Genomic DNA, 24,437 nt, shown 5'->3' on the forward strand with positions numbered 1-24,437 from the left:
AAGCTTGCGATTAGACCGGCTCTTCGGATCTGAGGGGGGGGAGTGATCGGCGGGTAAAGGGGCCCTACGCGTTTGAGCGGGGTGGGTTGCCGAGGAGGGTCCAGTTGCAGCCGCCGCAGGCGAGAAGGATGCGGAGCCGGTAGTGGTTGAAATTCCGGAAGCCCGCGGCGACTCGTTTGACCTTCTTGATCAACGAGTTGAGGCCCTCGACAGGGCCGTTGGTGTGGCCGCTGTGGTGCCATGCCAGGATCGGGTTTCGCCATTGGGTGAGGGTGCGGGCCATTCCGCGAACTTCGGGGGCGGTGGCGTTTCGGCAGCCTTCGATGATGCCGTCGAGCCAGCGTGCAGCGCCGGGCTGGTCGCCCCACATCGTGTAGAGGTCGCGAACGACTTCTTTGGCAGTCCAGGCTTCGTGGACTTCACCGTCAGGGTCTCCCACCGCGAGCAGCTCAGCGAGGCGGGTGCGCGGTGGTCGGCGTCGAGTCGCTCGGCTCCGATGGTCAACAGCTTGCGGCTGCGATACAGCGGATCGGCTTTGCGGCCCCGGCGACCGTGGGTGTCTTGTTGGACTCGACGGCGTGTGCGGTCCACAACCCGGGTAGCGACTCCCACGACGTGGAAAGGGTCCGCCACCGCGACGGCGTTGGGAAGGTGGGTGGCCAACGATCGTCGGAACGGTTCGTGCAGATCAGTGACGGTGACCGTCACCAGCTTGCGCCACCACTCAGGCTGAGCATCGAGCCACGCGGACAGCTCAGGGCCTTGTCGGCCTTCGATCACGTCGATGACGTGGCGGTTGTCGAGATCCCAGACCGCCGAGATCCAGCGGGTCCGCTCGGTTGCGTTCGCGGCTAGGTACTTCGTTTCATCAACACCGACAGCGGCGACCGTCCCGACCCGGTCGGGGTCTTCGGTGAGCGCTCGACCCCAGTACCAAACAGCGGCCATCACCGTGTTCCACGCCACTCCCAGATGGGGGCTGCGGATTCGTGTGTGTTACTGGGGGGCACGAGGGTCCTGTGAAGCGCCTCAGGTCTGGTGCCGTTCTCATACGGGTTGCGGCTCTCGGGTGAGGTACCCGACCTGAGGGGTAGCCGGTACGGTCGGGTGGTGTTACCTCGGGAGGTTTGGACGTGATCGAGTTGAGGGCTGATCGGAGCCAGACGACGGGGTGGTCGTTGCGGGGGCGGGCGGCGGCCGTCGTGGCCGCGGTGGTGCTGTTGGCTTCTGTTGGGGTCGGTTGCTCGGGCGATGACGACAAAGCGAACAAGGGTGATGGCCCGGGCTCGACCGCCATGCCCGAGCTGACCCCGGCTCCTTCCGAGTTGGAGGAGGAACTGGCGGCCACCATCGACGGGGCTAAGGCATGTGACTGGCTCGATGAGAGCGAGTGCATGTTTCCGTTTCCGTCGTCGCGCTTCGAGAACGACGACCCCAAGACCGACACCAAGCGCAAGTTGGAGTTCGAGCTCGGGGCCCTCCCGGTCAACGTGGATGGGGTGGAGGTCGAACCCAAGGCTTGGGCCCGGCTCGACGGCTGGGGTGTGGGAACCCCGATTATGACCACCATCGCTGGTGTCGACCCGGAGGCTTCTAGCTTCCCGAGCGAAGCCGATCCGGCGTCGTCTCTGGAGAAGGGGTCGGGCACGGTGATCGTGGACATGACCACAGGCAAGCGCGTGGCGCACTGGGCCGAGGTCGATGCCCGACCTGAGATCGCCGAGGCCGACCGCACCACCGTCCTGCTCCATCCCCTCACCATGTTGGAACCCGGTCGCCGCTACGCCGTGGGCATCGCTCAGCCCGTTGACCGCGGCGGGGACCCGATCGCGGTGTCCAACGGGTTCCGCGTCATCCGAGACCGGCTTCAGACCGGGATCGGACCGGTGGAGCAACGGCGATCCCGCCTCGACCAGGCCGTCAACGCCGTGGACGAAGCGGGCCTGCCCCGGGCCGAGCAGTGGCTGGCCTGGGACTTCACCACCATGAGCGAGAAGCTGCTCACCGGGGGCCTCGTCTCCATGCGTGATCAGGCCTTCGACCAGTTGGGAGATGCAGCGCCCGCATTCACCGTCACCGAGGTGTTGAGCACCGCCGATGACGGAGGTCCGCTACCCGATGGGGTGGCCCGTCGGGTTCGGGGCACCTTCGAGGTCCCGTCGTTCCTGACCGGCGACGGCTCGCCCGGCAGCGTGCTGACCCGCTACGACGACAAGGCACCGTTGCTGTCCGGTCGGAACTACACCGCGGAGTTCACCTGTTCGCTCACTGCGACCCAACTGGCCGGGACCACACCGGCCCGGCCCGTCGTCTACGGCCACGGTTTGCTGGGCAGTGCCCGAGAATCCGAACGGGGAGATCTGGGCCTGGCTGCCGGCAACCTCATGCCCTGTGCCACCAATTGGATCGGCATGTCCGAACCAGACATCGGCTACGCGGTATCGGCCCTGGCTGACATCAACAAGTTCCCGAGCGCAGCCGAAAGGCTCATGCAGGGCGTGATCAACCAGCAGTTCCTGGCCCGGCTGTTGACTCACGGAGACGGTTTCGTGGCCGCCCCCGAGTTCCGCACCACCGCCGGAGCGGCCAGCTTCGACACCGACGAGGTGTTCTACGAGGGTCACAGTCAGGGCGGGATCATGGGCATCGTGGCCACCGCGGTGTCCACCGAGTGGACCAAGGCGATCATCGGCGTACCCGGCATCGACTACGCGCTGCTCATTCCCCGCTCCAACAATTGGCAGAAGTACGGCCCGGTGATCGCCGGTGGTTACGACCGGCCGGTGGACGGTCTGTTGATCCTGGCGCTGCTGCAACAGCTCTGGGACCAGGCCGAAGGTTCCGGCTTCGCCCGTCACCTCACCACCAACACCCTGCCCGGTACGCCCGAACACCAGGTGATCATGCAGGTGGCTCTCGGTGACCATCAGGTGGCCAACGTCTCAGCGGAGATCGCGGCCCGCACCGCCGGGGTGCCGATCCGGGTGCCGGCGGTGGACGACCCTGGCAGCGGACGGGTGGAGCCACCTTTCGGCATGGACATCGTAAAGGCAGGCGAGGACGCCACCTCCTTGTTGATCTACTGGGATGCCGGCACCCTGCCCGCACCGCTCGGTGGGATCAGCCCGGACATGGCCGAGCCGTGGATCAGCGAATGCGAACCCGGTTCGGCGGGAGACAGAACGGTGGCCAATGCCGACTGTGCCGATCCCCACGAGTTCCCCCGCCGCACCCCCGATGCCCAACGCCAACGCAACGAGTTCTTCGCCACCGGCATCATCAGCGACGTCTGCGGACCCGACCCGTGCCGCACCGAACCCCGCAACCGCTGACCGGTTCGGACTCCTTCACCACCGCCGACGGAGCCCCAGTCGCAGCCGACGAATTGGAAGAGCTGCAGCCCGGCCCAGCGCACACTGCGCAAGGAAGTCGTCGGCAATCAGGGGCACACGGGGCAATGGAACCAATACGTTGTTTCATGGCCAGGCGATGAGGAGGGCTTTGGCTGCGGTGCTCAGCTTCATGGCCAGTCGCCGATCGTGGCCCGGTATTGGCTGGAAGTCGTGGTGCAGGTAGAACGCCCTGGCCTGGTCATCGATGGCATCAACGACGACCACCCGACCCCCGGCCCGACGGGCGGCGTCAATGATCACCCCGAGTGCCCCCAACAACAGTTCCGAGCCGAGCCCCTGGCCCTGCAATGAGGTGACGATGGCGAACTTGGTTAGGAGGATTGCTGGGATCTGCCGCGACGCTCCCCTGGCCAGCTTGGACGGAGCCTCAGCGCGGTCGAGGAGGTGGGGAGCAACTGCGAAGTAGCCGACCACGGCACCGTCTTCGTCGACGAGGACGTAGGTGCGAACGCCTTGACCGGTGGCGGTACGGGCATGGCGGCGTAGCCACTCGCCAAGATCGTCGTTGCCGCACTCGAATGCCCCGAGGTCGTGGCCAGCGAGCGGCTCGATCCGGTACGTCACCTAGGCGCTATCCGAGGCGCGCGGTTGGCACGTTTCGCCGCCTCCGCCAGCCGTGGCGCTGGCCCAGCCGCATCTAGTACGGCGAGAAGTTCATCGAAGTAGTCGGCTGGAACCGTCGTGGTCGTCGCCTCAGCTATGACCTCATCGGCGCGCTTCACCGCGGCACCCACCAGAAATGCCGACACCGACACCCCTGCCGCAGAAGCGGCTCGCTCGATACGAGCACGCTGGTCGGGCGACACCCGAGCTTCCATTCGTTCTGTCTTCACGGCCATCACGCCTCCGGGTAATGTACGGACAATTGTACGGTCGATCCGCGGTGGCGTAAACCCGTGATGCGAACCCGGTTCGGCGGGTGACAGATCGACAGCGACTAGGTCGTCGGGGTGAGGTCGGTGAGGACGAGCTTGTTCGACTCCTTGAGGGTGGCGGGGCCCGACAGATCGAGCTCGCGTTCCATCTGGACCGGTAGGTGGGTGTCGTTGGCGAGCCACAGCTTCTCGACCCAGGTGCCGGACAGGCTGCCGCTGACGTTGAAGGTCAGCTCGACCAGGGTGGCCTCGACCGCCTGACCGGCGATGTCGACGGTGGCCGGCGACGATCTGGCGGTCCCGGTCATCTGGGATTCCACCTTCACCGGTGCCCCTTCCAAGGAGATCCCACAGGCGATGTCGCCCTGTTCGGTGGCCGGGTCGATGACCACGTTGGGGTCGCACTGGAAGGTGACGGTGGGGGACATGCCGCCGACGGATTGGTGCTTGCGGTGCTCGACGAAGCGGACCGTGCCGTCAGGCGAGGCGCACAAGGTGGTGTCGTCGGAGTGCTGTTCGAACAGCTTGGCGGTGGTGGTGAAGCACTCGGGGTCCTCGTCGTGCACCAGCACCATGTTCACCTCGGCGGGCAGCACGCGGTGCTCGGCGGGGAACGGTCCCAGCTTCACGTCCTCGCTGCCCGTCGCGGTGAAGGTGTACACGCCGGGTTCGGGACGTGAGGCCGTGGTGGATGCGGCGGTGGTCGTCGATGCTCCGGCGTCATCCCCGTTGGCAGAGGTGGTGGTGCTGTTGTGGGAACGGAAGTCTTCGACGGCTTCGTCCTTGGTGACGGGGTCGCTTCCCCGGGGCCACAACAGGAACGCTCCGACGAGCACCACGACGATCAGCACCAGGCCTCCGGCGATCAGGGGTTTACGTCCGGTCATGACGGGGCCTCGTCACTGCGGCGCACCGCGGTCAACGTGACGGCTTGGAGGTGCTTCGCGTTGTCGTGCATGGCCTTGCGCATGGAGAGCACCCGTTCGCGAGCCGGCTTGTCCTTGGCGACATTGACCCCGAAGCGCGCCGCACCGGTGAACCCTTCGTCGGCGATCAATCGTCGTGGTTCGAGCAGGTGCAGGGGAGCGGTGGAGCAGTGAGCCACATCGAATCCGGCGTCGTCGAGCAGCTTGCGCCAGCCGGCGATGGTGAGGGGGGTGACGTTCACCTTGATCGTGGACTGGAGGTCGTGAGCAGCGCGGTCGGCGTCGTCCTCGGTGACGTCGTCGGGGGCGAAGGCGACCTCGTGAAGGCCGAGCCGTGCCCCGGGCCGCGAGATCCGGGCCAACTCGGCGAGGATCCGGTCCTTCTGCTTGGCGCCCTGCATTGTCAGGTAGGCCTCGCCGAACACCACGTCGGCGCAACGGTCAGGCAGGCCCGTGTCTGATGCCGAGCCGTTCACGGCCCGCCGGTTGGTCCCGTTCATCTGGCTGGCCATGCGCTCGACGACCACCTCGTCGCGGTCCACTCCGACGTAGGAAGCGGGGTTGGCGGCCAGCACCTGGGTGGTGGTGATCCCCATCCCGGGAGCGAGTTCGACTACGTCGTCGTTGGGTGACACGGCGAGGGCATCGAGCATCTTCAGGGTGAGTTCACGCCCGCCCGGGCGCAACACACGCTTGCCGAGGCGGGCCAGGAGCCAGTGCCCGGCCACCCGGTCCGCAGCCAGTCCGGCACCGGGGATCAGTTCCTCGTGCCCGTGGTGCTCGACGGGGTCATCGTGGGGCCGGGTTCGGTCGGACTGGTCGGGTGAGCTGGTGATCGACATCGGGCGATCCCTTCTTCATCGGGTCAGCCGACGTTCCCGGTCGGCGTGGATCCACGGTAGGCAGACCTAACGATGGTTGGCAACCCTGCCGTAAGCAGTTCAGCGGCACCGGCGCTGATGGTCGCGGCGAGACCCGATACGGGCTCTGCGTCCACAGCAACAGATGCGTGCACCCCATCTACTCCGGAACCCACTGTGTGCTGGCTCCACCGGAACCCGCTGCGTGTTGGTCGACCCGACCCTGCGGTCATGAGACGCCTAGAAGGTCGGGTAGTTGTAGCGGCCGGCTCCACAGCCGATCGGCGACCGGTTGTCATGTGGCCGTCGGCTATGGGAGGGTCGGGTGGCCCGGGTAGCCTGCGGCGAAGAGACGACGCCCCGGAGACGAAGAAGATGGCCCTCGACCCGCCAGACCGCACCACCCCTGACCGGTCCGCCTCCGATCGCTCGATGTCGGATCGCTTCGCCATCACCGGGCTCACCTTCGACGACGTACTGCTTGTCCCCGCTGCGAGTGATGTCCTCCCCAACGAGGTGTCCACCGCCAGCCCACTGGTGCCGGGTATCACCCTCAACGTGCCGATCCTCTCCGCGGCCATGGACACCGTCACCGAAGGGGCGTTGGCCATCGCCATGGCCCGGGCCGGTGGGATCGGCGTGGTGCACCGCAACCTGTCGGTCGAGGATCAGGCCGCCGAGGTCGACAAGGTCAAGCGTTCGGAGTCGGGGATGATCGTCGACCCCGTCACCCTGGGCCCCGATGCCCTGGTGGCCGACGCCTTGGACCTGATGGCCCGTTACAAGATCTCGGGCGTGCCGATCACCGACCCCGATCGGCGCCTGGTCGGCATCCTCACCAACCGAGACCTGCGCTTCCACCAGGATGTCAACGAGCGCATCGGCGACGTGATGACCAGCGAGAACCTGGTCACCGCCCCCCAGGGCACCACCCTGGAACAAGCCCAGGAGATCTTGGGACGTCACCGCATCGAAAAGCTCCCGGTGGTCGACGCCGACGGGCGCCTGTCCGGCCTCATCACCGTCAAAGACATCCAAAAGCGCATCCAGTACCCCGAGTCCACCAAGGACGACCAGGGCCGTCTGCGCTGCGCCGCCGCGGTGGGCACCGGCCCCGACGCCTTCGAACGGGCCGCCGCTTTGGTCGACGCCGGGGTGGACGTGTTGGTGGTCGACACCGCCCACGGACACTCGGCCGGCGTGCTCGACATCGTGGCCAAGATCGTGGCCGAGTTCCCGGTTCCGATCGTGGCCGGCAACGTCGCCACCTACGACGGCACCCGGGCCCTGCTCGACGCCGGCGCCTCCGCCGTCAAGGTCGGCGTCGGTCCCGGCTCCATCTGCACCACCCGGGTGGTGGCCGGAGTCGGCGTACCTCAGCTCACCGCCATCGACGACGCCCGCGCCGCGCTCGACGGCTACGACGCCTGCCTGATCGGTGACGGCGGCATCCAGTTCTCCGGCGACATCGCCAAGGCCCTGGCCGCCGGTGCCGACACCGTGATGCTCGGCAGTTTGCTGGCCGGTGTCGACGAGAGCCCCGGAGACGTCGTCCTCTACCAGGGGGAGCGGTTCAAGGAGTACCGGGGCATGGGATCCATGGGGGCCATGAAGACCCGGTCGTACTCCAAGGACCGCTACTTCCAGGGTGACGTGATCGACGCCGAGAAGCTGGTGCCCGAGGGCATCGAAGGTCGCGTGGCCTACAAGGGACCGGTGCGGCGCATCCTGTTCCAGCTCACCGGCGGCCTCCGCCAGGCCATGGGCTACTGCGGGGCCGCCACCATCGCCGACCTGCACCAGGCCCGGTTCGTGCGCATCACCGCCGCCGGCCTGCGTGAGAGCCACCCCCACGACGTCACCATCACCGCCGAGGCCCCCAACTATTGGAAGGGCTGACCGGGCCGATGGCCGATCAGTGGGACGACACCCGGGTCCAGCGTTGGCTCGGTCAGTCCGAAGGCATCGACCGCCAGCTCGCCCCGGTGACCGACGCCCTGTTCGCGGCCGCCGACCTCCAGCGCGGCGAGAGGGTGCTCGACGTGGGTTGCGGCCACGGTCCGACCACCAGGTTGGCCGCGGGTGCGGTAGGGCCTGACGGCTCGGTGAGCGGCCTCGACCTGGCCGACGCCATGCTCCGGGCCGCAGCCTCGGTGACCCCCGACCCCGACGCCGCTCCGATCGAGTGGATCAGCGCCGACGCCGTCAACTGGGATCCGGTCGGAACTTCGGTCCGCCCCCACGACGCGGTGATCTCCCGCTACGGGGTCATGTTCTTCTCCGACCCGGTGAAGGCGTTCACCAACATCCGAGCGTCCGCCCCCGAGGGCCGACTGGCCATCGCCACCTGGGCCCACCGTCACCGTTCAGACCTGTTCGAGGTACCCCTGGCCGCCACCCTCGAGGTCATGGCCCAGAGGGGCGTTGTCGTTGACCCGCCCGAACCCGACGAAGGGGCCTTCTCTCTCTGTACCGCCCAGCGGTTGAACGACGTGTTGACCCAGGCGGGCTGGTCTGCGGTCGACACCGTCGAACATCACGCGGCGATGCTTATCGGCGGTGGGACCGACGTGGACACCGCGGCCCACGCCGGCCTCGACCTGGGCCCGACCAGGGTGGTGACCACCGGCCAACCCGACGACCTCCGCTCCGAGGTGATCGAGGCCATCGCCGGTGTCTACCGGTCCCACCTGAACGCAGACGGTCACGTCGCCCTCGGCGGAACGTTTCTCATCACCACCGCCTCGGCCTGATCCGACTAGCCACGACCCCGGGGATGGGTTTGCGCGCCGCGACCGCGCTGCCGGGTGATCGACGCCCGGAACGGGTTCAGGGAGCGGAGAGGTCACCGCGTAGGCTCTGACCTTTCCAATCGGGGTTCGAGGAGCACCAGCACCGTGGCTGAGATCGAGATCGGCATGGGCAAGAGCGGGCGGAGGGCCTACGCGCTCGACGACGTGGCCCTGGTCCCCAACCGGCGTACCCGCGACCCCGAGGACGTCGACCTGTCATGGGAGATCGACGCCTTCCGCTTCGACCTTCCGATCATGGCCGCGGCCATGGACAGCGTGACCAGCCCCACCAGCGCCGCCACGGTCGGGTCGCTCGGCGGCGTGGGCACCCTGGCGTTAGAAGGTTTGTGGACCCGCTACGACGACCCTGAACCCCTCCTGGCCGAGATCGCAGGCGCCGGTCATGCCATGACCACCTCCCGCCTCCAAGAGATGTACGCCGAGCCGATCAAGCCCGAGCTGATCAGGGATCGGATCAAACAGATCAAGGCCAGCGGCGTGGTGTCGTGCGCGGCGATCACCCCCCAGCGCCTCGCCGCCTTCGCCGACACCCTTCTGGCCGCCGAGCTGGATCTGCTCGTGATTCAGGGAACCGTGGTCTCCGCCGAACACGTCACCCGCGACGGTGACCCGCTCAACCTCAAGACGTTCGTCCGACGCTTCGACATCCCGGTGATCGTGGGCGGCTGTGCCGGCTACCAGTCGGCCCGCCACCTGATGCGCACCGGCGCCGCGGGCATCCTGGTCGGAGTCGGATCGGGTGCCACCTCGACCACCCGTGAGGTGCTCGGGGTCGGCGCAGCCCAGGCCACCGCCATCGCCGATGCCCGCGCCGCCCGCATGCGCCACCTCGACGAGACGGGTGTGTACGTGCACCTGATCGCCGATGGTTCGATCACCACCGGCGGAGACATCGCCAAGGCTGTGGCCTGCGGTGCCGACGCCGTGATGATCGGCTCCCCCCTGGCCGCGGCGTCAGATGCCCCCGGACAGGGCTGGCACTGGGGGATCAACAGCGGCCACGCCGACCTGCCCCGATCCTCGGTGGTTCCCGCCCCCTCGGTGGGCACGATCGAGGAGGTCCTGGTCGGACCTGCCCACCGGGCCGACGGTCGCACCAACCTGGCCGGTGCCCTCCGCCGGACCATGGCCACCTGCGGCACCCCGTCGCTTAAAGAGCTCCAACGAGCCGAGCTCACCGTCACCCCGGTGACCCCGATGACAGCGCCGGCCGTCCCCGCATCCGCTGGACCCGTCGGCGCTGGCCCGGTCCTCGTCGTCGACTTCGGCGCCCAGTACGCCCAGCTCATCGCCCGCCGGGTACGTGAAGCCCACGTCTACAGCGAGATCGTCGCCCACACCATCACCGCGGCGGAGGTGGCCGCCCGCCGACCGGCCGGGATCATCTTCTCCGGTGGCCCCAAGTCGGTACACGTCGAAGGCGCCCCCGCCATGGACCCTGGGGTGTACGACCTGGGCATCCCGATCTTCGGTATCTGTTACGGCGCGCAACTCATCGCCCAGCAGCTGGGCGGCACCGTCGCCAACACCGGTGTCGGCGAGTACGGCCGCACCGATCTCGACGTGGTCCACCCCGGTGTGGTGTTCGGCGGAGGCCAACCGGCCCACCAGCAGGTGTGGATGAGCCACTTCGACTCCATCGCCGAAGTCCCCGACGGGTTCACCATCACCGCCACCACCGCTCAGATCCCGGTGGCGGCCATGGAGCACGTGGAGCGCCGGATCCACGCCGTGCAGTTCCACCCCGAGGTCGTCCACACTCCTCACGGCCAGGCTGTGCTCGAGCACTTCCTCTACGACGTGTGCGGCTGCCCCCCGGCATGGACCATGGGGTCGCTCATCGACACCCAGGTCGCCGCCGTGCGCGAACAGGTCGGTACGGCCCGGGTCATCTGCGCCCTGTCTGGTGGCGTGGACTCGGCGGTGGCCGCCGCCCTGGTCCACAAGGCCATCGGCCCCCAGCTCACCTGCGTGTTCGTAGACACCGGCCTCATGCGAGAAGGCGAAGGCGACCAAGTCGTCGAGACCTTCCAACGCCATCAGGGCATAGAGCTCATCCACGTCCGGGCCGCAGACCGCTACTTCGACAAGCTGGCCGGCGTCACCGACCCCGAAGACAAGCGCAAAGCCATCGGCGAGCTGTTCATCCGCATCTTCGAAGATGTGTCCGGCGGCATCGAAGATGCCCGCTTCCTGGTGCAGGGCACGCTGTACCCCGACGTGATCGAGAGCGGCACCGCGTCGGCCGCCAAGATCAAGAGCCACCACAACGTCGGTGGCCTCCCCGACGACATGCAGTTCGACCTGGTCGAACCCCTGCGCCTCCTGTTCAAGGACGAGGTCCGCAAGGTGGGCACCGAACTGGGTCTGCCCGACGAGATCGTGTGGCGCCAACCGTTCCCCGGTCCCGGACTCGGCGTCCGCATCATCGGCGAGGTAACCCCCGACAAGGTGGCCGTCCTCCAACGAGCCGACGCCATCGTCCGTGAAGAGATCCGCGCCGCCGGCCTCGAGCGCGAGATCTGGCAGGCCTTCGCCGTGCTGCCCGACATCCGCAGCGTCGGGGTCATGGGAGACGAACGAACCTACGGGTACCCGATCATCATCCGCGCCGTCACCTCCGAAGACGCCATGACCGCCGACTTCGCCCGCCTCCCCTACGACCTGCTCGAACGCATGAGCCAGCGCATCATCGGCGAGGTCCCCGGAGTAAACCGCGTCGCATACGACGTGACATCGAAGCCTCCCGGCACGATCGAGTGGGAGTGACCGCTTCGCGGTGAGCGGGGGGCGGAGCCGATGTCACGTCCTCCGACACGTCTCTCCCGCTCTTGTTCGACTTCGTCGAACGGGCCGCTCGGGCCCTGGATCGAAACCGCCGGGCACGATCGAGTGGGAGTGACCGCTTCGCGGTGAGGACCAGCTTTGGTCGGCACGGTGCGTGCTGAAGGGTCGATCCTGATCACTGCTTGCGGTTTTCGGTGGGTTCGCGGATGATCAGAGGGCGAGGCCCCGCAGGGGGCGGGGCCCTCACCTCGGAGGTGGGCGCCATGGCTCTGACCACTCGGATGCAGGACCAGGCGGTGGTCGACCTGTCGGCGGGCCGGTGGCGGCGAGCATGGAGGGAAACCGGTCCCGATGACACCATCCTCGAACAGTTCCTGAACAGCCAGTCCGAGCTGAACGCCAGGCTGGCGTTGGCGGGCGGGGGACGGGCGGTAGCGGTGGAGGGGGCGAACCTGGCCGACTCCCGCAGCGCCGTTCCCTATCTCAACCAGGCGGTGCTGGCTCGCCCCGCGCCTCGCAGCGATGATCCCGTGTACGACGAGATAGAGGACTTCTTCGGATCGTCAATAGATGGAACCACGTTGCTCTCGCTGTGGCCCACCGCAGACCTGTGGCATCGGGGATGGGTGCTCTACGGGCATCCGGTCCTGGTGGCCAAGTCGCCGGTCCTGTCGGTGCCGAGTAGACCCGAGGGTCTGGAGATCGAGGTCGTCAACGACCGAGATGGGGTGGCTCGTGCCGAAGACGTGGTGATCGACGGGTACCCAGTGGGGAGCCGGGTGATCCATCGTCTCGCCCCGAGCCAGGATCCGTGCTGCCTGCCGGGGTGATCGACACCGGGTGCACCCTACGGATCGCCTGGCTGGATGGGACGCCGGTTGCGGCTGGGCTCAGCTACGTGTCTCATGGGGTTGTGAACCTGGCCATGGCCGCCACCCTGCCGGCAGCACGGCGGCGAGGGGTGTGGCAGGCATTGGTCCAGGCCCGTTTGGCCGACGGGCCGGGGCTGCCCGCTGTTGCTTACACCAACGACCTGACCCGACCAGGGTTTCTGCGACTGGGCTTCCTTCCCGTCGCCCGTCTCACCTTGTGGGGTCGGGGCTGACGACCAATCCTCGCTCCACCGAAAGGTGGAGCCTTGCGGCGGGGTTCGATTCGGGGTGGGTCGGAGACGGCCGGGGCGGGCGCTAGCGTTTCGGGAATGTCGTTACGGCCACCGACCTCTTCCCGACCTGGCCGATAGTCACGTGCAGCTCGTTCAACTCCGTCATCGCGCCGTGTGCTCGGTCTGCTCCAGCAAGCTTCCACCTCGTTCGGAGGCATGGCACGACGAAGAGACCAAGCGCACCGTCTGCCCGAGTTGTCACAAGATCGGGACCGCAGCGTCGGCGCCGGTGGCCCCGGTGGTGCCGCCGTCCGCGGATACACCCGACGGTTTGGACGCGGCCGGACCGGCCCCAACCATCCCGGACCGGCCCCGGCCCCGGCTGGCCCACCCCGACCCGGTGACGCCGTTCGAGGGCGACGGCATTGCCGATAGCCCCGAGCGGGAGGCCGTCGGCAAGGAGGTCGACCAGGCGCTCATCGAAAGGGAGCGCGCCGCCATGCGTCACGCCGAGGAGCGACGGCTCGACCTGGAACGGGCGGCGCGGGCAGAGCTGGACCGCGCTCGGCAGGCCAGTGAGCTGGACGCTGCGGCGAAAGACCAGGGTCCTCGCCCCGAACAGTCCGAGGTTCGCCTGACCCCACCGCTGCCGGCACCGGCGCAGCCCCCTGCTCGCAGCGGCAACGGGTGGCGACGCACAAAGCTCCCCCAGGTGGGTCCGTCGCTGGCCGCCGGCGTGGAGGCACAGCGCGAGATTGCAGAAACCGAAGCCGGAACCAGCGCCATCCACCGGGCCCTCGAGGCCGCTCGGCCTCACGGGCTCGAGATCATCCACTCGCGGCCGTGGGGCGGGACCCAGGTTGAGAACGAAGCCATCGTGGTGGCCCCCAGTGGGATCTGGGTGGTCGACGGCATGGGAGACTCCGAACGTCCGGTGGAGAAAGGCTTCCTGGGGGGTCACGGAGGATCGGAGCTGTTGAACGTGGTCGGTGGCCGCACGTCTCTGATCAGCGGGCTCTTGTTCGACTCCCCGTTCCAACGGGTCCCGGTTCGTGGGGCGCTGGTATTCGAAGGCACGGTTCCGGGTTGGTTCGATGATCCCTTCAACCTGGCGGGGATCGCCATCACCACCCCGCGCGACCTGATCGACCAGCTCTTCACCCCGCTGCACCTCGATGCGGACACCCGCCGACGCGTCGCCCAACACCTCGTCAACCGGTTCTGACCGGCCAGGTAAATCGGTCGGGTCGGAAGCGGCGTCAGCTCAGCCACCGACCAAGTCGGTCGGATCGGTGGACGGAGCCTCCACCAGGTCCCACGTCCGGCCCCGCCGCTCATAGCGCCACCATCGACCATCCGCGGTCACCCGGAGCTGCACGTCTCCTACCGTGATCCGGTTTGAGCGGACCTGAACCTCGGACGTATCGATCCCGGCGTCGGTGAAGGCCCGGACCCCGGCATCGATAACGGTGGGGGCCGGACGCCATCGGCCGTCGTCGGTCTCGGAGACCCCATCGGGGCCAGCGTGACGCCACAGGGCGGCGCGGGCTGTGAGGTTGGTGGGGGTCTCGCCGGCGGCCCGAGCCAAATCGATCACGGGTAGACCCTGGTCGACCCGCCGGGCCGCCCGACGGGCCAGGTCGGCAGCCACGCTGAGCTGCAAGCCGCTTTCGGTTCCCCGGGTCAGTTGCGACCATGCCCTCTCGGCAGCATCGGACGCCAGGACGCGCAGACCAGCAGCCGTGAACGGAGCGTCGGCCGGTGGGTCCGCCGCCCACGGTGTTGGGTCTCCGGGGGAGTCGGGCGGTGGCGGTGGTGGCGGTGGTGCAACGTCACGGTCTTCGCTCGAGCGCTCCAACCACTGTTGCCAGGCCGTCCGGGCCGTCACCCCCGGATCGACCAGCGTCCCACCCTCGGCCCCCGGCCCCGGCCCCTGAGTCAGAGCCTGAGCCAGAACCAGAGCCTGAGCCTGAGCCGCCCTCGGTTGTGCCCGCGGCTGGGTTCTCACTCGCTCCAGGTCCCGCACCACCGCGGCGGCGAGACCGAACTGCGCCTAGGAGGGCATCGGGATGGCGACCCCTCAACGTGAACAGCACGAAGGGGTCCGCGTCGACGGCATCGGCCACCACGTAGCAGACGGCGGCGGCATGCTTGCACGGGTCGGCGTGGTCCGGGCACGAGCAGCGCGGTACCAGGTCGCCCGACACCGGAAGCAGTTCCACCCCGTTGGCTCGGGCGTCGTCGATGACGCCAGGTACGAGCTCGTGGTCGAGCAGCGCCGCGGCATGGCCAGCCCTGGCCGCCAGGGCATCGAGGAGACGCTCCCACTCGTCGTCGCCGAAGGTACGGACCCCGATCGTCGCTCGGTACGGAAGGACCCGCGAGCCGCGGACCAGCGCGGTGATCCGACCCGGCTCCAGCTCCACTCGGTTGACGTTTCCCTGTCGGGCGTAGGTGCGGCCTCGGGGCAGCCGGTTGGGGTCGAGGTCGGCCCGTTTCTCCAGCGCTTCGACCCAGGCCTGACCCCACCACGTGTTCCCGAACTGGCGGGCCATCAGCGGTCACCTCCCGGAGTCGGTTCGGTTTCGGAGCCGAGCGACACCAGGAGCCGGAGATCGTCGTCACCCAGATCTGAGATCCAGCCCTCACCGGAGGTGACCACCACGTCGGCCAGCGCCCGCTTGTCGGCCAGCAGGCCAGCCACCTTGTCCTCGACCGTGCCCTCGCAGATGAGCCGGTGCACCTGCACGGGCCGGTCCTGGCCGATGCGCCAGGCTCGGTCGCTGGCCTGATCCTCGACCGCGGGGTTCCACCAACGGTCGTAATGGATTACGTGGGTGGCGCGGGTCAGGTTCAGTCCGGTGCCCCCGGCCTTCACCGAGATCACGAAGATCGGGATGTCGCCGGCCTGGAACCGGTCGACCATCGCTTGGCGGGCCGCCTCGGGTACGCCGCCATGGAGGAACTGTGCGGCCCGACCCGGTCGGTCTAGGTGTCGGGTCAACAGGTGGCCCATAGCTCGGTACTGGGTGAAGACCAGGACCGAATCCCCCTCGTCGCAGAGGGTGTCGATCAGCTCGGTGGTGGCGTCGAACTTTCCTGATCGACCGACCAGCTCGCCGGGGCTGGCCCCGTCCTGGTGCAGGAACTGGGCGGGATGGTTGCAGATCTGTTTGAGCCCCGTGAGCAGCTTGAGCACCAGACCTCGGCGGGCGATCCCCTTGGTTTGGGCCACCTGGTCGAGCGTCTCGTTGACCATGGCCTCATAGAGGGTTCTCTGCTCGGTGGTGAGGGGAACGACCTCGTCGGTCTCGGTCTTGGGCGGTAGGTCGGGGGCGATCTCGGGATCAGACTTGCGGCGGCGCAACAAGAAGGGGCGGACGAGCCGGTTGAGGGCAGCCGCCGCCTCGGAATCTCGATCTCGTTCGACGGGAACGGCGACCTTGCGGCGGAACGTGTCGAGTGGGCCGAGCAGCCCGGGGGTGGTCCAGTCGAGCAGGGACCACAGGTCGACCAGGCGGTTCTCCACCGGTGTTCCGGTGAGCGCGAAACGGGCCGGGGCCGGAACCTGGCGGAGTGCCCGGGCGGTTCGAGACAGCGGGTTCTTGATGGCCTGGGCTTCATCGGCGGCGATCAGACCCCACTCCAGCCCAGCCAGTACGGCCACGTCACGGCGAAGGACCGAGTAGGTGGTGAGGACCAGCGAATCGGCAGCGAGCTCGCCGAGTGACCGGTCGACCCCGTGGTACCGGACGACGGGGGTGTCTGGGGCGAAACGGGCGGCTTCGCGGGACCAGTTGCCGAGCACCGATACCGGGCACACCACCAGCGTCGGTCGACGATCCGCGCCCATGGCGTGGGCGCGGGTCAGGTGCAGGGTCAGGAACTGCACGGTCTTGCCTAGGCCCATGTCGTCGGCGAGCACCCCGCCCAGGCCCAGCTCGGCCATCTCGGTCAGCCATGTCACCCCGTCTAGCTGGTATGGCCGCAACGTGGCGTTGAGCCCCGGCGGTGCCTGCCATCTACCTCGGTGGCCTCCATCGGCATGTCCGGCAGCCAGGTCGGCCAGACGGGTGGCCAGGCCGGTGAGGGGACCGTGGACCTCGGCCGGGATCGACTCATCGTCGACCGTCAGCTCACCACCGAGAGCCACGGCAAGGGCCTCTCCGGCTGAAACCGTGCGTCGTTGGCGAAGCCGGGCCAGCCGGCTGGGGTCGGCGCGCACCCAGTGCCCCCGCAAGCGGATCACACCTCGCTTGGCTTCGACCAGGGCCGCGACCTCGGCAGGAGTGAGCGGCTCACCGTCTATGGATGCCGACCAGCTCAGCTCACACAGGCCGGTGAACGACATGGTCCCGGCCCGATCAGCGGTCAAGGAGTCCGATGACACCACCGGATTGAGCTCTACCCCCTGAAGGACCGTCTTGGGCCAACGCACCTCGATGCCTGCCCCGGCCAGGGTCTCGGTCACCGGGCCCAGCAGGTCGCCCACCTCTTCGCCGCTCAGGTCCAAGTCGGTGGGCCGAGCCTGATCGAGCAGGCGACCGAGCGGTGGCCACACTCGGCTCCCCCGGTGCAGGACCACTAGGAGGTCGTCTTCGACGGTGGGCCCAAATCGGTCGAGCACTTCGCTGGGGGCGTCCCAGAGATCGGCGGCATCGAGGACGAGGCTGCGGTCGGCGACGCTGCCCACCTCGACCACCGCCCTGAACCTGTCCATGTCCTCGGGGTCGTGATGGCCCTCTCCGCCGGTTTCGTCGGGAACATCGGTGTGGTCGGGGACGTCGGTGTCGCCGATGGCCAGTGCTCCACCTGCTTCCAGACGGAGTGAGACGCTGGCCCGAGCGTTGATCGAGGACGCGGTGCCAGCCAGCCAGCGCCCCAACTCGCCGTCGTGTCCGCTGCTGCGATCGGCGGTGACCACCCTTAGCGGGGTGGCGGTGGTAACGGCGTAGGCATCGTGGCCGGCTTCCATGGGGGCGGCCGCGGTGCGGACGTAGGCATCGGCGATGGCGTCCCAGAACCGGGCGACCAGCCAGCGTGGCGATGCCATCCGGCGGGGCGCGGTCCCCTCCACGGCTCGGGCGTGGGCGGCTGGGGGAAGCGTGTCGGCGATCGCCTCACGCAGGGCCAGGTCAGAGGGGTCCAGCGGGCCGATCCGCCAGCCGTCGACCCCGTCCTCGTCGATCATGGGGACCAGGCGGCCTCTCGCCATCGGACCCAGGGCGGCACGGGCAGCCCGGGCCCAACCGTGGACCGAAGGTCCCGACGTCGCTCCGGCGGGCAGGGCGATCAGCTCGTCGAGCACCCGGGTCAGGGGAACGAAGGTGGCTGGAACGGAACGCTGGCGGACGCTGGATCCAGCGGGGAGGACCAGCTCGACGGTGCGGCTGAAAGAGCCTGGACTGCGAGTCGGGTGCCACAGCGCCAGCTCCCCGCTGCGGGCCGGTCTACCCGGTACGAACACGGCCTCGAGTCCGGGCACCGACAGCAGTAGGTCGGGAGAGGCCATCCGGTCGAGGATAGGGAAAGCCACGGCTGTTGCGATCGGGATAGAGGTCCGAACCTGGGGGTTTCTGGATGGAAACGGCGATGGTGGGGCTGGATAGGGTGAATTCGACCCTTGTCCGTTCAGGTCCCATCGCCCCCAGGAGCACATAGATGTCCAAGTCGCCCGTCCGCATCGCTGTAACCGGAGCCGCTGGCCAGATCGGCTACAGCCTCCTGTTCCGCATCGCCAGCGGAGCGGTGTTGGGCCCTGATCAGCCGGTTTCGCTGCAACTGCTCGAGATCACGCCGGCCCTCGGTGCCCTCGAAGGTGTGGCCATGGAGCTCGACGACTGCGCCTTCCCGCTGCTCTCGTCGATCGTCAAGACCGACGACCCCGACGTCGCTTTTGGTGACGCCGACATCGCCTTCCTGGTTGGATCGATGCCCCGCAAGGAAGGCATGGAGCGCAGCGACCTCCTCGCTGCCAACGGCGCCATCTTCACCACTCAAGGTCAGGCCCTGTCGCGAAGCGCCAGCCGTGACGTGAAGGTTCTCGTGGTCGGAAACCCGGCCAACACCAACTCCCTGATCGCCATGAACAACGCTCCGGAGCTGGACCCCCGTCAGTTCACGGCCATGACCCGTCTCGACCACAACCGGGCCATGGCCCAACTGGCAGCCAAGACCGGCACCACCGTCAACGACGTCAAGAAGATGACGATCTGGGGCAACCACTCGGCCACCCAGTACCCCGACCTGTTCCACGCCGAGGTCGCTGGTCGCAACGCCGCAGAGGCCGTCAACGATCAGGCCTGGCTGGAGGGTGAGTTCATCCCCACCGTCCAACAGCGCGGTGCCGCCATCATCAAGGCCCGGGGTCTGTCTTCGGCCGCGTCGGCCGCCAACGCCGCCATCGACCATGTACACGACTGGGTGGCTGGTACCCCCGACGGCGACTGGGTGTCCATGGCGGTTCCCTCCGACGGTAGCTACGGCGTGCCCGAAGGCCTCATGAGCTCGTTCCCCTGTGTGTGCAAGGACGGCCAGTGGGAGATCGTCCAGGGCTTGGAGATCGACGACTTCTCCCGTGCCCGTATCGACGCCAGCGCCGCAGAGCTCGCCGATGAGCGCGATGCCGTCAAGGAACTCGGCCTGATCTGAGGCCAGCACACCACCGGCCGGTTCGCTACTTGAGGAACCGGCTGGTGGTGTTGTCGGCCAGGATCTTGCCGCTGGTCTGACATGTGGGGCAGTAGGCCACCGTGTAGGCCCGGTACTCCACGGCTCGGATGGTGTCGCCGCACACCGGGCACGGCTCACCGCTTCGGTGGTGGACTTGGGATGTCCGCTGCGCGGATGAGGACATGTCCGAGCGCGCCCGTTCCTCGGTGAGCGACTCGTCGAGGCACTCGCCCATAGCGGTGCTCAGTCGGCCGACCTCGGCCGGCGGGAGCTTGGCCGTGGCGGCGAAGGGCGAAAGCCGGGCCCGGTGACAGATCTCGTTGGCCAGCCGGCGTCCCAGGCCGGCGATGATGTGCTGGTCTCGAAGGAACCCGTGAAGGCGCATGGGGTGGGCAGTCAGCAGGTCGGAAAGGGCGGCGACATCGACGGTGTCGGCGTCGGGACCGAGCCCTAGGACCGGGTCCTGGGTCTCGATGTCTCCGCTCACCACCCACACCCCGGCCTTGCGCTCGTGGCCGGGTTCGGTGAGCAGCAGCGCCCTGCCGTCCTCGAAGGTCCAACGGGCGATACCCCCTCGGGGCTTGGCCGTCTGTTTGGGATCGGGCTTGAGGCGCCCGCCCTGCATCAGGTGCACCACGAAGGTGACCGGACCCGCGTCCAACGTGAGGTACTTGCCTCGACGACCGACTCGCTCCAGCGGATGACCGTTGGCCTGGGCCGGATCGGGGAGCGCGGTCTTGAGCGCGGTGAAGGTGATGGGACGGAACCGGTCGATGGTGGTGCCGCCGAACTCCTCGGTGAGCCGCTCGGCGTGGGCCTGCAACTCGGGGAGCTCGGGCATCTAGATCTCCGGTCCGAAGTCGGTGCGATCCCTCACCGAGGCGAAGACATCGGCGAGTGCGGCCAGTGCCTCTTGGGTGTCGACCAGGGCGCGTAGATCTCCACCGACTCGTAGTTCGCCGGTCATGAACGCCCGTTGCGCCGAAGCCGTACCCATCGCGATGGCGCGAGCGGTGGCCTCGGTCTGGGTGAAGGTGACGGTGGCGTTGGTCGCTGGACCGGCGGCCACCGTCACCTCGCCGTGGTCGAAGGAGAGGTGGAACACAACCGGCGCGCCGTCTCCACCCATCGTCACCCGCTGCTCGATCACCAGCCCGATGTTGGCGGTGTGGTCGGCCAGGGCGGCATCACCGGATGCGACCTCGTGCAGGGCGGAGATCCACTCGGCTGACAAGAACGCGACCACGGCCCCGACGCTAACGCGACGGTCGGCCATCGCCCGCCGTTCGAGTTCAACGGCTCCGGGTTGGAGCTACGGTCCGTCTGTGACCGTGGATCCCTATTCCCCCGCCGATCAGGCACCACCCGCCGATCGCTTCGACCGGGTTCCGCCAGCCGATGAAGGGGTTCACCAGCCCGGGCCCGAAGACTTGTGGGGCGAGAGCTGGTACCTCGACGCCGTCGACCCCGACGCCGGCGTGGCCGCCTACGTCCGGCTGGGCCTCTACCCCAACCAGGGGATCGCTTGGTACTGGGCCTGCCTGGTGGGTGAAGGCCGCCCGTTGGTGACAGTGATCGATCACGACATCGCCTTGCCTCGCCAGGGTCTGGAGATCCGCACCGAGGGGTTGTGGTGTGATTACAACGTCGAAACCCCCCTCGATCATGTTTCGGTGGGGGTGGAGGCCTTTGCCGTCGAGGTCGAGGACCCCACCGCGGTGTACGGCGACCTGCGAGGGAACCGGGTGCCATTCGGCCTCGACTTGGAGTGGGAGACGTCCGGCGGCATCTACGCCTACCCGGGCACCACCCGCTACGAGGTTCCGTGCCGGGTGCACGGTGAGATCCTGCTGGCCGGCGAGACGATCGACCTCGACGGTTGGGGCCAGCGTGACCACTCGTGGGGGGCGCGGGACTGGTGGACGTACTCGTGGAGTTGGATGGCCGGTTGGCTGAACGACGGGACCCGGTTCCACGGCACCAGCGTCCGCATCGAAGGTTTGGACCTCTACGGCACCGGCTACATCCAGGTCCCTCGGCCCGATCTGGCCGTGCGCGAGGGCGGCGGAGAGTGGGAGATGACCGCGGTCGACGTGGTCGGTCACCAGGAGGACCTGAGGGCACCGGGTTTGCCGGGACCGGGACGATGGCAGGTCGGTGATCTGGACTTGGCCGTGGAACCGGTGGCCTTCGCCCCGGTGGGGCTGTCCGCTTCGGATGGTCGCTACAGCCGGTTCCCCCGGGCGTGGTGTCGGTTCACGGCCGTCGACGGCAGGACCGGCCACGGCTGGGTGGAGTGGAACCTCCCGGACTGAGACCTGCGGAGATCGGCTTTGCCGGTCGCAGCAGCGAAGGCTCAGGTCTGGTCGGTCTCGGTGGGTTGTCCGGCGCCCTGACGGCGGCGGATCTCTTCGACGTCGTCGATGAGGTCGGGTGGTACCAGTTCTGGATCGGCGTCTTCGGGATGGAGGCGAACGAGGATGATGCGTCGCCACACGAACCAGCCGATAGCACCGAGGATGGCCAGCACCACCACGTACTGGGCGTAGCTCATGATCGATTGGACGGTGTCCCAGCGCTCTCGGGCGAAGTAGCCGACCATGATCAGGGCCACGTTCCACACCCCTGATCCGATGGCGGTGTAGAGGGTGAACCGCAACGGGTTCATGCGCCGCAGCCCGGCCGGCACCGACACCACCGACCTCACCAACGGCACGCAGCGACACATGAGCACCGCCAGCTCTTCGTGGCGGTCGAACCAGGCATCAGCGGTGTCGAAGTCCTTCTCCTTGACGCCGAACCAGCGGCCCCATCGGGCCACGAATCCGCGAAGCCGGTCCTCTCCGATGCCAGCCCCGATGAGGTACAGGGCCCACGCTCCCACCACCGAACCGATGGTGGCGGCCACGATCATGCCGATGAGCTCGACGGCACCGCGGCCCCCGTCGTGAGCCCAGATCCCGGCTGCTGGGAGCACGACCTCGGAAGGGATCGGCGGGAACAGGTTCTCTAGCGCCACCAGGAAGGCCACGCCTAGGTAGCCCATGGCGTCGATGACGTCTATGACCCAGTCGGTGAGGTCACCGGTGAGGAAGTCGCTGAGCCCGGCCAGAATCATTTGCGGGTCACCCTTGAGGTCAGGCCGGGCTGTCGATGTCGAGCAGCGGGGGCAGTACGGCGTCGTGGTCGGCGAACAGCGCCGATGCCGGGCCGGTCCCGTCCAGTGCGTCGGCGGCCATGACCACCGCCGCGGCCGTGTAGGTCGACTGCTCGTCGGCGGGGAAGCGGCTCAGGTCGGGGAAGACGGTTCCGGTCCAGTACCGGCCTGAATCGACCCGGTACTGCTGCGCCCAGGTGAAGAGTCGCTCGGCCGTCTGGCGTTCGCCGACGGCCAGGTGGGCCATCATGCACTCACAGGTCTCGGCCACGGTGATCCACGGACGGTCCTTGACACACCGCACGCCGCGCTCATCGTCCACGAACGTGTCGAAGCGTGAAGCCAGGCGCTCGCGGCCCACATCGCCGAGCAGCACCCCGCCCAGCACCGGGTAGTACCAGTCCATGGCCCAGCGGTGCTTGGGGGCGAAGGCGTCGGGCTCGTGGTGGCGGATGGCGTCGGCGAGGCGGGCGGCCGAAAGCTCCCAGTCGGGTCGCTCGTGGCCGAGCAGCCCGGCAAGTGCCACCGCACAGCGCAGGCTGTGGCAGATGCTGGAGGATCCGGTCAGCAGGGCGAAGGGCCACGGGGTGCCATCGGCGTGACGGGCCCACAGGATCTCGCCTCGGGGCTCTTGGAGTTCGAGCACGAAGTCGATGGCCCGTTCGACGGTGGGCCACATCTCCTCGGCGAAGCCGCGGTCTGCGGTGATGAGCCACTGGTGCCATACACCGGCGGCGATGTAGGCGACCATGTTGGCGTCGAGCTTGTCCTGCTCGATGCCGTCCTCCACGTAGTACTGGTGCCAGGCGCCGTCGGGTCGTTGGATGTCCACCAGCCACTCATAGGCCCGTTCGGCCTCAGCGATGCGACCACCGATGGCCAGGGCCATGGCCGCTTCCACGTGGTTCCACGGGTCGGCGTGACCGCCCGGCACCCACGGGATCATGCCTGAGGGGAGCTGCCACTCGGCGATGGCATCGACGGTGGCTTGGACCTGGGCGCCGGTGATGATGCCGTCGACGGTGGGGAGCCTGGTGTCGGACATGGTCAGGCTGCCCCTGCTCGGGCTCGGGAGGGTTCTGTGCCGTTGGGCTTGGTGGCGTACAGCACCAAGCTCTTGCCCAGAACCGGGTTGAGGATCCTCTCGGTCCAGCGGGTCAGCGGAGGGGCCGAGGTGATGTCCCACACCAAGAGCTTGTGGTACGCCTGAACCAGAGGGTGGGTGTCGTTGGTGGGGCCCACTGCGCACTTGAGCCACCAGTACGGCGAATGCAGAGCGTGAGCGTGGTGGGCCTCGCCCGGCTTGAGGCCGGCGTCTCGGAACCGGCGGCGCAGGGTGGCTTCGGTGAAGATGCGGACATGGCCACCTTCCACGAAGGGAGCGTGGTACTCGTGGCTCAATGCCCAACACACCTTCTCGGGCAGCCAGGTCGGGACGGTGACGGCCAGGGTTCCGCCCGGCTTGAGCACCCGGGCCAGCTCGCGGGCGGCGGCGGCGTCGTCGGGGATGTGTTCCATCACCTCTGAGCAGATGATCCGGTCGAAAGTGTCGTCGGGGAACGGGAGGCGGGTGCCGTCGCCGTTCACGGTGGCGGCGCTGGCACCGTCGGGAACTTCTCCGGCCTCGGCCATGGCCCCGAACAAGCCGGTCACGTCCTTGAGGTCGGCCAGGTTGTAGTCGAGGGCCACGATGTGGGCGCCGCGGCGGAACACCTCGAAGGCGTGGCGCCCGGCCCCGGCCCCCATGTCGAGGACCCGGTCGCCGGGCTGGAGGCCCAGGCGGGCGTAATCGACGGTGAGCATGAGTCCAACAGCCTTCACGGTCGTTG

The 24,437-nt window shown here is 68.1% G+C and carries 22 protein-coding genes; 9 read left to right on the top strand and 13 right to left on the bottom strand.

The genetic code is table 11. The annotated features are described in order from the left end of the window. Nucleotides 1-189: 189 nt before the first annotated feature. The gene (locus IPG97_13635; protein MBK6857550.1) at nucleotides 190-948 is read right to left on the bottom strand and encodes a transposase; all 759 of its coding nucleotides are present in this window, start codon (nucleotides 946-948) and stop codon (nucleotides 190-192) included. A gap of 185 nt (nucleotides 949-1,133) precedes the next feature. Here IPG97_13635 and IPG97_13640 point away from each other — a divergent pair, with 185 nt between their 5' ends. Next, entirely contained in the window at nucleotides 1,134-3,332 is a 2,199-nt protein-coding gene (locus IPG97_13640) for a hypothetical protein (GenBank protein ID MBK6857551.1), read from the top strand. 144 nt (nucleotides 3,333-3,476) lie between these two features. Here IPG97_13640 and IPG97_13645 read toward each other — a convergent pair whose 3' ends face one another. From IPG97_13645 to IPG97_13660, 4 genes are all read right to left on the bottom strand, one after another. Further along, on the bottom strand, nucleotides 3,477-3,977 hold the full coding sequence (locus IPG97_13645) for a GNAT family N-acetyltransferase (protein ID MBK6857552.1): 501 nt from the start codon (nucleotides 3,975-3,977) through the stop codon (nucleotides 3,477-3,479). Continuing rightward, nucleotides 3,974-4,252, bottom strand: coding sequence for a DUF1778 domain-containing protein (locus IPG97_13650; protein MBK6857553.1), 279 nt, complete (start codon nucleotides 4,250-4,252; stop codon nucleotides 3,974-3,976). Before IPG97_13650 ends, IPG97_13645 begins: the two co-directional genes overlap by 4 nt. A 98-nt stretch (nucleotides 4,253-4,350) precedes the next feature. Continuing rightward, a complete protein-coding gene (locus IPG97_13655; protein ID MBK6857554.1) occupies nucleotides 4,351-5,175 on the bottom strand; it encodes a hypothetical protein in 825 nt (274 codons plus the stop codon). Further along, complete coding sequence (locus tag IPG97_13660) at nucleotides 5,172-6,056, bottom strand: class I SAM-dependent methyltransferase (protein ID MBK6857555.1); 885 nt, start codon at nucleotides 6,054-6,056, stop codon at nucleotides 5,172-5,174. The genes IPG97_13655 and IPG97_13660 overlap by 4 nt, the downstream gene beginning before the upstream one ends. Before the next feature lie 393 nt (nucleotides 6,057-6,449). On the opposite strand from IPG97_13660, the gene guaB reads away from it, so the two are divergent. The 6 genes from guaB to IPG97_13690 all read left to right on the top strand — a co-directional run bounded on the left by guaB (nucleotide 6,450) and on the right by IPG97_13690 (nucleotide 14,004). Then, nucleotides 6,450-7,973, top strand: a complete 1,524-nt coding sequence (gene guaB, locus IPG97_13665) for an IMP dehydrogenase (protein ID MBK6857556.1) — start codon at nucleotides 6,450-6,452, stop codon at nucleotides 7,971-7,973. An 8-nt stretch (nucleotides 7,974-7,981) separates the two neighbouring features. Then, a complete protein-coding gene (locus IPG97_13670) occupies nucleotides 7,982-8,827 on the top strand; it encodes a methyltransferase domain-containing protein (GenBank protein MBK6857557.1) in 846 nt (281 codons plus the stop codon). A 144-nt stretch (nucleotides 8,828-8,971) separates the two neighbouring features. Next, nucleotides 8,972-11,656: a glutamine-hydrolyzing GMP synthase gene (gene guaA, locus IPG97_13675; protein ID MBK6857558.1), complete on the top strand. Its 2,685-nt coding sequence runs from the start codon at nucleotides 8,972-8,974 to the stop codon at nucleotides 11,654-11,656. A 281-nt stretch (nucleotides 11,657-11,937) separates the two neighbouring features. Beyond that, nucleotides 11,938-12,504: a hypothetical protein gene (locus IPG97_13680; protein ID MBK6857559.1), complete on the top strand. Its 567-nt coding sequence runs from the start codon at nucleotides 11,938-11,940 to the stop codon at nucleotides 12,502-12,504. After that, nucleotides 12,486-12,779 (top strand): hypothetical protein, encoded by a 294-nt coding sequence (locus IPG97_13685; GenBank protein MBK6857560.1) that lies wholly within the window; start codon nucleotides 12,486-12,488, stop codon nucleotides 12,777-12,779. Before IPG97_13680 ends, IPG97_13685 begins: the two co-directional genes overlap by 19 nt. Before the next feature lie 289 nt (nucleotides 12,780-13,068). Continuing rightward, entirely contained in the window at nucleotides 13,069-14,004 is a 936-nt protein-coding gene (locus tag IPG97_13690; GenBank protein ID MBK6857561.1) for a hypothetical protein, read from the top strand. A gap of 39 nt (nucleotides 14,005-14,043) precedes the next feature. Here IPG97_13690 and IPG97_13695 read toward each other — a convergent pair whose 3' ends face one another. From IPG97_13695 to IPG97_13705, 3 genes are read right to left on the bottom strand one after another with little or no spacing between them, the layout of a single operon-like run. Next, nucleotides 14,044-14,637 carry a hypothetical protein gene (locus IPG97_13695; protein MBK6857562.1) on the bottom strand — a complete coding sequence of 198 codons (594 nt, stop codon included), beginning with the start codon at nucleotides 14,635-14,637 and terminating at the stop codon, nucleotides 14,044-14,046. Beyond that, the gene (locus IPG97_13700) at nucleotides 14,612-15,334 is read right to left on the bottom strand and encodes an SWIM zinc finger family protein (protein MBK6857563.1); all 723 of its coding nucleotides are present in this window, start codon (nucleotides 15,332-15,334) and stop codon (nucleotides 14,612-14,614) included. Before IPG97_13700 ends, IPG97_13695 begins: the two co-directional genes overlap by 26 nt. Beyond that, entirely contained in the window at nucleotides 15,334-18,291 is a 2,958-nt protein-coding gene (locus tag IPG97_13705) for a DEAD/DEAH box helicase (GenBank protein MBK6857564.1), read from the bottom strand. The genes IPG97_13700 and IPG97_13705 overlap by 1 nt, the downstream gene beginning before the upstream one ends. Before the next feature lie 149 nt (nucleotides 18,292-18,440). Between IPG97_13705 and IPG97_13710 the strand changes: the two genes are divergently transcribed. Then, nucleotides 18,441-19,430: a malate dehydrogenase gene (locus tag IPG97_13710; GenBank protein ID MBK6857565.1), complete on the top strand. Its 990-nt coding sequence runs from the start codon at nucleotides 18,441-18,443 to the stop codon at nucleotides 19,428-19,430. Nucleotides 19,431-19,455: 25 nt separating this feature from the next. On the opposite strand, the gene IPG97_13715 is transcribed toward IPG97_13710, so the two are convergent. Beyond that, on the bottom strand, nucleotides 19,456-20,292 hold the full coding sequence (locus IPG97_13715; protein ID MBK6857566.1) for an Fpg/Nei family DNA glycosylase: 837 nt from the start codon (nucleotides 20,290-20,292) through the stop codon (nucleotides 19,456-19,458). Continuing rightward, entirely contained in the window at nucleotides 20,293-20,697 is a 405-nt protein-coding gene (locus IPG97_13720; protein MBK6857567.1) for an SCP2 sterol-binding domain-containing protein, read from the bottom strand. A gap of 79 nt (nucleotides 20,698-20,776) precedes the next feature. On the opposite strand from IPG97_13720, the gene IPG97_13725 reads away from it, so the two are divergent. After that, nucleotides 20,777-21,766 carry a hypothetical protein gene (locus IPG97_13725; protein MBK6857568.1) on the top strand — a complete coding sequence of 330 codons (990 nt, stop codon included), beginning with the start codon at nucleotides 20,777-20,779 and terminating at the stop codon, nucleotides 21,764-21,766. A 41-nt stretch (nucleotides 21,767-21,807) separates the two neighbouring features. Here the strand turns inward: IPG97_13725 and IPG97_13730 are convergent, their stop codons facing one another. From IPG97_13730 to IPG97_13740, 3 genes are read right to left on the bottom strand one after another with little or no spacing between them, the layout of a single operon-like run. Then, nucleotides 21,808-22,569, bottom strand: coding sequence for a DedA family protein (locus IPG97_13730; protein MBK6857569.1), 762 nt, complete (start codon nucleotides 22,567-22,569; stop codon nucleotides 21,808-21,810). A 19-nt stretch (nucleotides 22,570-22,588) separates the two neighbouring features. Beyond that, a complete protein-coding gene (locus IPG97_13735; protein ID MBK6857570.1) occupies nucleotides 22,589-23,653 on the bottom strand; it encodes a prenyltransferase in 1,065 nt (354 codons plus the stop codon). A 2-nt stretch (nucleotides 23,654-23,655) separates the two neighbouring features. Further along, nucleotides 23,656-24,411: a methyltransferase domain-containing protein gene (locus IPG97_13740; GenBank protein MBK6857571.1), complete on the bottom strand. Its 756-nt coding sequence runs from the start codon at nucleotides 24,409-24,411 to the stop codon at nucleotides 23,656-23,658. Between the last annotated feature and the right edge of the window lie 26 nt (nucleotides 24,412-24,437).

The sequence above is a fragment of the Microthrixaceae bacterium genome, assembly GCA_016702505.1.
Classification (GTDB): domain Bacteria; phylum Actinomycetota; class Acidimicrobiia; order Acidimicrobiales; family Iamiaceae; genus Aquihabitans.